The sequence below is a fragment of the Actinokineospora sp. NPDC004072 genome (assembly GCF_053604195.1).
In genome coordinates this window covers 1-6,853 of sequence record NZ_JBSGHB010000035.1, presented here as the reverse complement: position 1 = coordinate 6,853, position 6,853 = coordinate 1, and the positions used below count along the sequence as shown (strand labels likewise).

The window sequence follows — 6,853 nt, the reverse complement described above, 5'->3', positions numbered from 1 at the left end:
CCTTCACCGCCTTCACGCCCAAGCGGCGTTTCGCTTAGGGGTCCCCGCGAATGCGAGTTCACCCCATCGGACCCACCACCCAAGCCGCGCAACCCGCCCCCGCCCAAGATCCCGCCCCCAACACCGGATCCGAGACCCCTCCCCAACCGGGGGTCAAACCGCCCTCTTCTTTCCAGAATACGCGGCCGCCGATCTTGTCAATACCCGTTGCCCACACCCCTGTGGACAACTCAGGGCGACACCACTCCACCCCAGCCACCACCAACCCAGCCCAGCGCGACGCAACCAGCCCCAGCCGAGCAAGTCGGCCCGACGCAATCAGCGCGGCCGCCAAACCAGCCCGGCCGACAGCAAACCCCGGCCCGGTCGGGCAACGCCACCAAATTCAGCCAGCCGACGCGACCCAGCTCGGCCGACGGCAACCCAGCCCGGCCGACGCAACCCAACTCGGCCGACGCAACCCAGCCCGGCCGACCGCAAACCAGCCTCGCCGCGAGCGGGCCAGGCTCACCACGACGCCGTAGACGACGGCCCAGCGGATGGCGGGCAGGGCGAGACGTGCCGAACAGCCCACCCCCCGCCAACCAGCCCGGCCCGCACCGACCCCACCTCCCACCCCACCCCCCTCGCTAGACTCGACAGGTCAAGGCGCCTGGTTGGAGGATGTGTGGCCGTCGACACAGACGTGGTGGGGACCGCTGGGCGGCGGCGGACGTTCGCGGTCATCAGCCATCCCGACGCCGGGAAGTCGACCTTGACCGAGGCGCTCGCGCTGCACGCGAAGGTGATCTCCGAGGCGGGGGCGGTGCACGGCAAGGCCGGGCGGCGCGGGGTGGTGTCGGACTGGATGGAGATGGAGCAGGCGCGCGGGATCTCCATCACCTCGGCCGCGCTGCAGTTCGAGTACGGCGACTGCGTGATCAACCTGCTCGACACCCCCGGTCACGCCGACTTCTCCGAGGACACCTACCGGGTCCTGACCGCTGTGGACAGCGCCGTCATGCTGCTCGACGCCGCCAAGGGCCTGGAGCCGCAGACGCTCAAGCTGTTCGAGGTGTGCAGGCACCGGGACATCCCGGTCATCACGTTCATCAACAAGTGGGACCGGCCCGGCCGCGACGCGCTGGCGCTGTGCGACGAGCTGGTCGAGCGCATCGGGCTCCAGCCCATGCCGCTGACCTGGCCGGTTGGCGAGGCCGGGCACTTCCGGGGCGTGGTCGACCTCCTCAACGGGCAGTTCGTCCGCTACGAGCGGACCGCGGGCGGGGCCACGGCCGCCGCTGAGGAGCACCTGGACCCCGAGCAGGCGCTGGCCGAGGTCGGTCCGGAGTGGACGCGGGCGGTGGAGGAGGCCGAGCTGCTGGCGATGTCCGGCGGCGAGTTCGACCGCGACCGCTACCGCAAGGCGACCGCGACCCCCGTGCTGTTCGGCGCCGCGGTGCTCAACTTCGGCGTGCGGCACCTGCTGGACCTGCTGGTGTCGCTGGCCCCGCCGCCCGCGCCGCGTCCGGACGCCGCGGGCGAGGAGCGCCCGGTCGACGCGCCCTTCTCCGGCTTCGTGTTCAAGGTCCAGACGGGGATGGACCGCGCCCACCGCGACCAGGTGGCCTTCGCGCGCGTGTGCTCGGGGGTGTTCGAGCGCGGCATGGTCGTCACCAACGCGACCACCGGACGCCCCTTCGCCACCAAGTACACCCAGCAGATGTTCGGCCGCGACCGGACCACTGTGGACACCGCCTACCCCGGCGACGTGATCGGCCTGGTGAACGCCACCGCCCTGCGCGTCGGCGACACGCTGTACGCGAGCAAGCCCCCGGTGCGCTTCCCGCGCCTGCCGACGTTCACCCCGACCGCGTTCGCCGTGGCGCGGCCGACCGACCTGGGCAAGGCCAAGCAGTTCCGCAGGGGCGTGGAGCAGCTCGGCGCCGAGGGCGTGGTCCAGGTGCTGACCTCCGACCGCCGCGGGGACGCCGCCCCGGTGTTCGCCGCGGTCGGGCCCATGCAGTTCGAGGTCGCCGCGCACCGGATGGAGGCGGAGTTCAACTCGCCCATCCGCCTCGACCACCTGCCCTACCGCACGGTCCGGCGGCTGCTGGACCCCGCGCAGGCGGCGATCCTCAACACCGGCACCCGCAGCGAGGTCCTGACCAGGGCGGACGGCACCCTGCTGGCCCTGTTCCTCGACGAGATCTCCCTGGGCATGGCGCGCAGGCTCAACCCCGAGCTGGCCTTGGACGACAGCCTGGTCGACTCCACCGAGGAGTAGTCACCGACTGGAGGCGATCGACTCCGCGTTGCTACGGTTGGTGGCAACCACACGCCCCGGGAGCGCCCATGCCTGACCCGATCCTGGTCGACGTCGCCGCCGCCCTGGCGACCCGCTCGGCCACGTCGCTGTACGACCTGGTCAAGGCCAAGCTCACGGCAGGCGGCCGCAAGGCGCTCGCCGCGGCGCGGGGCGCGTCCCGCACCTCCCCGGAGGTGGCCGCCCTCGCCGAGGAGCTGGCCAGGGCCGAGGCGGCGGACCCGGACTTCGCCACCGCCCTGCGCGCGGAGTGGAACGCCACGCAGATCCACAACGTGGTCGACAACGGCTCGGTGTCGAACCAGATCAGCGGCCGGGTGTCGGGCAACGTGGTGCAGGCCAAGGACATCCAGGGGAACATCACCTTCGGCGGGTGACGCCCCCGAGCGTCACGGCTTGAGCAGCACCTTGATCGCCCCGTCCTGCTTCTTCTGGAACATCTCGTAGGCCGCGGGCGCCTCCGACAGCGGCAGGTGGTGGGTGGCGAAGTCGTCGACGCCCAGCGGGTCGTCGTCGGTGAGCAGCGGCAGGATGTCGGGCACCCAGCGCAGCACGTTGGCCTGGCCCATGCGCAGCTGGATCTGCTTGTCGAACAGGGTGAGCATGGGCATCGGGTCGGCCATGCCGCCGTACACGCCGACCACGGAGATCGTGCCGCCGCGGCGCACGACGTCGATGGCCAGCCGCAGCGCGTGCAGCCGGTCGACGCCCGCGGTCTTCATGAACCCGGCGGCGAGCTTGTCCGGCAGCAGGCCCGCGGCCTTCTGGGCCATGCCCGCGACCGGCGAGCCGTGCGCCTCCATGCCCACGGCGTCGATCACCGCGTCCGGGCCCCGGCCGCCGGTGCGTGAGCGGATCTCGTCGGCCAGGCCGGAGCCGAGGGCGCGCAGGTTGAGCGTGTCGACCCCGCGCGCGGCGACCCGGGCCAGGCGCTCGGGCACCAGGTCGACGCCGATGACCGTCTCGATGCCGCGGTGGCGGGCGATGCGGGCGCACATGTCCCCGATCGGCCCGAGCCCGAGGACGACCAGGCTGCCGCCGGGCGGGACGGCGGCGTACTCGACCGCCTGCCAGGCCGTGGGCAGCACGTCGGAGAGGTAGACGAAGCGGTCGTCGGCGGGGCCCTCCGGGACCTTGATCGGCAGGGTGTTGCCGAAGGGGACGCGCAGGTACTCGGCTTGGCCGCCGGGGACCTGCCCGTAGAGCTTGGTGTAGCCGAAGAGGGCGCCGCCGCTGCCCTGCTCGCGCACCTGCGTGGTCTCGCACTGCGACTGCAGGCCCTGCCCGCACATCGCGCAGGTGCCGCAGGAGACGTTGAACGGCACGACGACCCGGTCGCCTGCGGATACCGCGGTCACCGCCGAGCCCACCTCTTCGACGATGCCCATCGGCTCGTGCCCGAGGATGTCGCCCTCGTCGAGGAACGGGCCGAGCACCTCGTAGAGGTGCAGGTCCGATCCGCAGAGCCCGGTCGAGGTCACCCGCACGATGACATCGGTCGGCTCGGTAATGACGGGGTCGGGAACGGTGTCCACGCGGACGTCGCGGCGGCCGTGCCAGGTGAGTGCCTTCATAGTCGCCCGGGTTGCCGGTCCGCCGTGCGGGGAAACCAGGTTTTGCCGCCCCCACCGGGGGGCATTACCCGGGTGTCTCTCGCAGGTCCCCACCGAGGAGTGGTTGCCGTGTCCGCCGATTTCGAACCCGACAGCGTGCCATCCGCCGGGGCGATCGTGACCTTCGTGCGCCGCGGTTCCCCGGTCCCCGAGCCCATCGGGTCGGGGGTGGTGGTGGGCCCGGTCTACCCCGACCTCGACACCGGCCGATGGTGGGTGGGCGTGCGCCTGCCCGCCGACCGCCCCGGCCAGGCCCCGGGGGTCGACTTGATCGACGCCGAGTCCATCGTGGACAGCATCCCGCCGCGGTGGGAGAAGCCGGTCTGGTAGACGCGCGCGGGCGGGTGGGGCCGGTTCTGGACCCGGCCCCACCCGCCCGCGCGTGTTCGATCAGTTGTCCGACCAGGTGTCCGATCAGTTGTCGAGGTGCTCGCCGGTGAGCTTGCGGTAGCCCTTGGCGCCCGCCCGGTCGACGGCGGCCTTGACCACGCCGAACAGGGCCCCTTGCAGCAGCGCCGCGGCGAGGACCTGCTTGGTGCTGTGGTCGGGCGAGGTGGCCTCCGGCGCCTCGTCCTGCCCGGACACCAGCGTCCACAGCCGCTTGAACAGCGCGCCCGCGAGCAGGCCCCCGAGCACACCGGTGAGCAGGCTGAGGGGGCGGTAGAGGAGCTTCAGCATGATCTCCAACTACCCCGGCCGCCCCCGCGTCGAAACCGCTGCGCCCGCCGCGGGCGATCAGCGGCCTCAGATGTAGTACATGTGCTATCGTCCGCCGCATGGAAGCTACCGATGTCGCTGCCGACCCGGCGCGGCTGGCGGGGGATCCGGCGGGCGAACTCGCCGTGCGGGTGCGCGGGCTGCGCATGCGCTACGGCGCCAAGGACGTGCTGCACGGGGTGGACTTCGAGGTCCGGACCGGCGAGCTGGTCGCCCTGCTCGGCCCGAACGGCGCGGGCAAGAGCACCACGATCGAGATCCTGGAGGGCTTCCGGACCCGATCCGGGGGCGAGGTCGAGGTGCTGGGCAGCGACCCGGCGCACGGCGACGAGCGGTGGCGGGCCGGGCTGGGCGTGGTCCTGCAATCCTGGCGCGACCACGCGAAGTGGCGGGTGCGGGAGCTGCTCGGGCACATGGGGCGGTACTACCCGAACCCCTTCGACGTCGACGAGCTGCTGGCGCTGGTCGGCCTGACCGAGCTGGGCATGCAGCGCGTCGGCACGCTCTCCGGCGGGCAGCGGCGCAGGCTGGACGTGGCCATCGGCATCGTCGGCAGGCCCCGCCTGCTGTTCCTCGACGAGCCGACCGCGGGCTTCGACCCGCAGGCTCGCCGCGAGTTCCACGACCTGGTGCACCGCCTGGTCGACGTGGAGCGCACGACCGTGCTGCTGACCACCCACGACCTGGCCGAGGCCGAGAAGCTGGCCGACCGCATCCTCATCCTGGTCAAGGGCCGCATCGTGGCCAACGGCAGCGCCGAGCAGCTGGCCAAGGCCGTCGAAGGCAAGGCCGAGGTCCGCTGGACCCGGGCAGGCGAGCGGTTCGTGCACAGCACCGACGACGCCACCGAGTACGTCCGGACCCTGCTGGCCGAGCCCGGCGAGCCGGTCACCGACCTGGAGGTCCGGCGCACGTCGCTGGAGGACACGTACATGGCGATGGTGCACCGCGAGGAGGGCACGGCATGAATTCCTTCGCACTGGGCCTCGACCGGGGCTGGATCACCTGGCGCAGCACGAACTCCAGCCGCGACGGCCTGTTCAACCTGCTCTTCTACAACGCGATCCCGCTGGTCGTCCTGCTCACCTCGCGCAACTCGAAGCTGCCGGGCACCGACATCTCCCTCGGCGTCCAGCTGCTGCCCGGCATCCTCGCGCTGATGGTCGTGTTCTCGGTGATGGGCACGGCCTACTACCTGTCGACCGAACGCGAGGACGGCACCCTCCTGCGCGCCAAGGCCATGCCCCGCGGCATGTCGGCCTACGTCGTCGGCCTGGCCGTCGTGGCCGTGCTGGACGTGCTGGCTGGCCTGCTGGTCGTCCTGGTCCCCAGCCTGTTCATCGTCCCCGGCGTCCCGGTCGGCGACCCCGGGATGTGGCTGGGCCTGGTCGGCTACGTCCTGCTCGGCCTGATCGCCTGCCTCCCCCTCGGCGTCCTCATCGGCTCGGCGATCCAGAGCCCCCGCGCGATCGGCGGCTTCGGCTTCCTGATCACCATGGGCCTGGCGATGATCTCCGGCCTGTTCTTCTCCATGCAGGCCCTCTGGGGCTGGGTGCAGGTCATCGTCCAGGCGCTCCCGCTGTACTGGCTGGGCCTGGGCATGCGCTCGGTCTTCCTGCCCGACTCCGCGGCCGCCCTTGAGCTGACGGAATCCTGGCGCACCCTGGAATCCATCACCGTCCTGGGCGCCTGGGCAGCCCTCGGCCTCACCCTCGGCCCCATCCTCCTCCGCCGCTCCGCCCGCCGAGAATCCGGCGCGGTGATGGAAGCCCGACGCACCCAGGCCCTCCAGCGAACATGAGCGAAGCAGTCCACAACCGAATCGCCATCCTCCGCGCCGAACGCCGCATCTCCCGCCGAGAACTAGCCGAAGCCCTCGGCGTCCACTACCAAACAATCGGCTACCTGGAACGAGGCGAATTCAGCCCAAGCTTACATCTCGCCTTACGAATCGCCGAATACTTCGAGGTCCCAGTAGAGGTAATCTTCTCCACCCGCCCATTCCCCCGGATAGGCTCATAAGGGGAGCGAACCGTACCCCGGGCCCCACAAGACCGCACGGGCACACGTTGCATGAAGCAGCGCGCCCACCCACCAAACAGGAACGCGCCCCACCAAGCCCTGTCCGATGGGGTGGACTCGCATTCGCGGGGAGCGAAACGCCGCTAAACTTGCGAGGGCGTGAACGGGCTCCGCCCGCCTTCACCGCCTTCACGCC

The 6,853-nt window shown here is 71.4% G+C and carries 8 protein-coding genes; 6 read left to right on the top strand and 2 right to left on the bottom strand.

Features of this window, described 5'->3' with window-relative positions:
• Positions 1 to 667 precede the first annotated feature (667 nt).
• Together ACWEPX_RS31500 and ACWEPX_RS31495 are read left to right on the top strand one after the other, a co-directional pair.
• A complete protein-coding gene (locus ACWEPX_RS31500; RefSeq protein ID WP_451900914.1) occupies positions 668 to 2,266 on the top strand; it encodes a peptide chain release factor 3 in 1,599 nt (532 codons plus the stop codon).
• 68 nt (positions 2,267 to 2,334) lie between these two features.
• Positions 2,335 to 2,682, top strand: a complete 348-nt coding sequence (locus ACWEPX_RS31495; protein ID WP_451900913.1) for a hypothetical protein — start codon at positions 2,335 to 2,337, stop codon at positions 2,680 to 2,682.
• Positions 2,683 to 2,694: 12 nt separating this feature from the next.
• On the opposite strand, the gene ACWEPX_RS31490 is transcribed toward ACWEPX_RS31495, so the two are convergent.
• Entirely contained in the window at positions 2,695 to 3,879 is a 1,185-nt protein-coding gene (locus ACWEPX_RS31490; RefSeq protein ID WP_451900912.1) for a zinc-dependent alcohol dehydrogenase, read from the bottom strand.
• Between the two features lie 108 nt (positions 3,880 to 3,987).
• Between ACWEPX_RS31490 and ACWEPX_RS31485 the strand changes: the two genes are divergently transcribed.
• Positions 3,988 to 4,248 carry a hypothetical protein gene (locus ACWEPX_RS31485; RefSeq protein WP_451900911.1) on the top strand — a complete coding sequence of 87 codons (261 nt, stop codon included), beginning with the start codon at positions 3,988 to 3,990 and terminating at the stop codon, positions 4,246 to 4,248.
• A gap of 84 nt (positions 4,249 to 4,332) precedes the next feature.
• On the opposite strand, the gene ACWEPX_RS31480 is transcribed toward ACWEPX_RS31485, so the two are convergent.
• Positions 4,333 to 4,596 (bottom strand): DUF4235 domain-containing protein, encoded by a 264-nt coding sequence (locus ACWEPX_RS31480; protein ID WP_451900910.1) that lies wholly within the window; start codon positions 4,594 to 4,596, stop codon positions 4,333 to 4,335.
• Between the two features lie 185 nt (positions 4,597 to 4,781).
• On the opposite strand from ACWEPX_RS31480, the gene ACWEPX_RS31475 reads away from it, so the two are divergent.
• Genes ACWEPX_RS31475 through ACWEPX_RS31465 form a run of 3 tightly spaced genes read left to right on the top strand, consistent with a single transcriptional unit; the run spans position 4,782 to position 6,657 of the window.
• Positions 4,782 to 5,603 carry an ABC transporter ATP-binding protein gene (locus ACWEPX_RS31475; protein ID WP_451900915.1) on the top strand — a complete coding sequence of 274 codons (822 nt, stop codon included), beginning with the start codon at positions 4,782 to 4,784 and terminating at the stop codon, positions 5,601 to 5,603.
• Positions 5,600 to 6,436: an ABC transporter permease gene (locus tag ACWEPX_RS31470; RefSeq protein ID WP_451900909.1), complete on the top strand. Its 837-nt coding sequence runs from the start codon at positions 5,600 to 5,602 to the stop codon at positions 6,434 to 6,436. The genes ACWEPX_RS31475 and ACWEPX_RS31470 overlap by 4 nt, the downstream gene beginning before the upstream one ends.
• Positions 6,433 to 6,657: a helix-turn-helix transcriptional regulator gene (locus ACWEPX_RS31465; RefSeq protein WP_451900908.1), complete on the top strand. Its 225-nt coding sequence runs from the start codon at positions 6,433 to 6,435 to the stop codon at positions 6,655 to 6,657. The genes ACWEPX_RS31470 and ACWEPX_RS31465 overlap by 4 nt, the downstream gene beginning before the upstream one ends.
• The last annotated feature ends 196 nt before the right edge of the window (positions 6,658 to 6,853 follow it).

Excerpts from the sequence above, each read along its gene's own strand:
- ACWEPX_RS31465 (WP_451900908.1), top strand. The coding sequence starts at position 6,433 with ATGAGCGAAGCAGTCCACAACCGAATCGCCATCCTCCGCGCCGAACGC.
- ACWEPX_RS31490 (WP_451900912.1), bottom strand. The coding sequence starts at position 3,879 with ATGAAGGCACTCACCTGGCACGGCCGCCGCGACGTCCGCGTGGACACC.
- ACWEPX_RS31480 (WP_451900910.1), bottom strand. The coding sequence starts at position 4,596 with ATGCTGAAGCTCCTCTACCGCCCCCTCAGCCTGCTCACCGGTGTGCTC.
- ACWEPX_RS31470 (WP_451900909.1), top strand. The coding sequence starts at position 5,600 with ATGAATTCCTTCGCACTGGGCCTCGACCGGGGCTGGATCACCTGGCGC.
- ACWEPX_RS31475 (WP_451900915.1), top strand. The coding sequence starts at position 4,782 with ATGCGCTACGGCGCCAAGGACGTGCTGCACGGGGTGGACTTCGAGGTC.
- ACWEPX_RS31495 (WP_451900913.1), top strand. The coding sequence starts at position 2,335 with ATGCCTGACCCGATCCTGGTCGACGTCGCCGCCGCCCTGGCGACCCGC.